Source organism: Mesorhizobium sp. M7A.F.Ca.CA.001.08.2.1 (assembly GCF_003998455.1).
Taxonomy (GTDB): domain Bacteria; phylum Pseudomonadota; class Alphaproteobacteria; order Rhizobiales; family Rhizobiaceae; genus Mesorhizobium; species Mesorhizobium ciceri.
On the sequence record NZ_RZPW01000825.1, the window covers coordinates 1 to 2,612 of the forward strand.

The following is a 2,612-nucleotide window of genomic DNA, read 5'->3' on the forward strand; positions in this document are numbered from 1 at the left end:
GTGCTGTATTGCCTCGTCAGAAGCGCGAAGCCGTTGCTCGGCTTCCGCCTTCTCGATTGCGATACTGTCGAGATCGACACCATCCAATATCGAACGCGCCTGCTCGAACCCTTCCACCGCGAGCTCGGAAAAAACCTGCTCCTCAAGTTCGGCCACGCTTGTGCGCAGGCGATCCCTGTCGCGCAGCAGCTCGTCGCGTTGCACGACCTCCGCCAGCGTGGCCACGCTAAAGATGCTCAGAACCTCGTTCTTGCGGCGCTCATGCGCCGAAATCTCGGCATCGAGGATCTCACGCTGATCCTGCAGGCGCCGCAGGTCATTGACGAGGCTTGCCTTGGCCTCGCGCATCCGTTCGGCGCGCTCCAGCCGCTCGGCAAGCCGAATGGCCAGCTGTTCCGCTTCGTCGTCGGCCGCCTCGCCCGCTTCGGCTGCAACGGCGGAAACCTCGACCAGAAAATTGTCCCTGTCGGCCTCCATCTTCTCGATGCGAAGCTGCATTGCGTCCCGGTCCTGAAGGCCCTTGGACAGTTCAGCCATTTGGTCAAGGACGCCCCCCATGCCGGACACCGAGATGCCGCTCTCCAGCCAGGTGCCCTTGAGCGATTCGGCAATACCGGCCTGCCATTCATCCTCACGTCGCTCCGCGACTTCGACAGCGCGGCGCCTGGCGGCCAGATCCTCTTGCCTTGTGCCAACGGTCTTGAGCGCTTCGGTGCGCTCAGCGTCCACCTTGAATTGTCTCTCAAGGAATAGCTCTGCCACGGCCATGACCGTCCCCAGGCTGTCACCAGCATCCGAACCGACGCCGACGCTCGCCAGAGCACCGTTCAACTCCAGGCGTATTCGCCCTTCCTCATCAACCGCCCGCTCGGCTTTCTTGCGCGAAAGCTCGATCTCCTCCCAGGCCGCGAGCGCATCGATGCGGGCAGCGATGCGATCCTCGATCAGTTCGATCAGCTGTTCGGGGGATGTTTCCTGGCACGGTCCGAGCAGCTCTCTGGCGACTGTGCGTATTTCCAAGAGCACGGCCTCCCGATCTGAGCCGTTGCGGGCAAGTTGATCACGCGCATGCCCGATGGTGGCCGCGGCTTCTGCGAGGTTGCGGTTTGTGCTGCGAATTTCGACCAGTTCCCGGGCGTTGGCCAAACGGCCTGCGCCGACACTGTCGTCTCGGGCCAGTGCTGCCGCGAAACCATCCGCCGTTTCCCCAGTCAGGTCATGGCGATGCCTTGCCCAGGCGTCGTCGCGGGCACGCCGAATGACGTCGGCCGCATCATCGTCGGTGACATCCACAGAGGCACGAAGGGCTTCCAGCCGGGCCGAAAGCAAGTCGTGATTGCCCTGGTGCTCGGCAAGACGATCGGAAAGGACGCCCCTGCCCTTCCCGAGCTCCGCTGCCAGCGCCTTCCATGCGCCAATCTGCGCAGCATTCGGAATGGCGACCCTGGCCAGTGCCTGAGCCTCACCCGACCAAGGGTGCAAACGCGCGATCGCGGCCTGCCATCGAATTTCACCGGCATCCGCAGTCTCGCGTGCCGCCTTGATCTCCCTCATGTAGCCGCTGGCCTTGGCCCTAGACAAAGCCGAAACCAGCCTTGCCCTGGCAGGCTCTGGCACGGCCCGTTCTTCGCCGACCCGGTCGCGTGCCGCCTGGAGCACGTCAGCGGCTGCCGTGGCCTCCTCGCGCGCAACGCGCACGCTGGTAGCAATCCCGGATCGCTGCTCGACCATGGTGCGCACAGCGCTAATGGTTGCAGCAGGCAAGAGCAGTTTGGCAGGAACTGGCTCGGAGGATCTTCCAAGGGTGGCAAGACAGGTCGCCACGGAATTGTCGAGGATTTGCAGCTCCGTCCTGCGGCTTGGCAGGTCCAAGCCGGCCGAGACGTGACGCACCTTGCGGTCGGCCAGGCCGCGAACGCGTTCGGAAATCGCAAGGATCGCGTCATCCACATCGACCGAGGCGATTTTCGTCGTCACCCGCTCAAGCTCGTTTTCGCTCGCCGATAGCCGCGTTCTCAGGCTGGCGTCGTCATCGATCATCTCAGTGACGCTGCCGGTCCAGGTCCGTGACGGTGAGGCGATCTCTGGCAACTCGGCCAGTTGGGCTTGCTTGCGCCGGATATCGGCGAGGATCGGGATCGCCCGAAGATACTTCGCGATGGTCTCGAGGCGAGCCGACAGCACCGACCGTTCGGCGATGCTGCGGTCGTATTTTTCGGTCGCGTCGAGACGCTCGGCTTCAAGGCTCTCATAACTCGACGCCAAGGTGTCGACCGCGTCCTTACTGGCCTTCAGTTCCGCAAGCCGCTTCTTGAGCAGCGCAAGTTCGGTTCCGTGTGCCTGTTTGCGATAGAGCCTGTCCGCTTCGGCCTCGAGCACGCTCAATGTATCGCTTGCGTGCCCGAGACCGGCGCTGGCCGTGAACAGCAGCTTGCCCAGGTCGCCGCGCGATTCCAGGATTGATTTTCCACCTGCTTCCAGCGTTTCATCGTCCAACGAGAACATGGTCTCGTATGCGTCGCGAGTCAGGCCAGCCAGATGTGCCAATATCGCGATTTCGCTGACCGGCTGGCCAGTCTCGTCCAACAATGAGCTGGCGCGCTGTTTCGTGC

1 protein-coding gene is annotated in these 2,612 nt (G+C 63.2%); it reads right to left on the reverse strand.

The features are described 5' to 3' along the window. A partial coding sequence (locus tag EN914_RS31570) for an AAA family ATPase (protein ID WP_127389510.1) occupies positions 1-2,612 on the reverse strand: 2,612 nt, incomplete at both ends.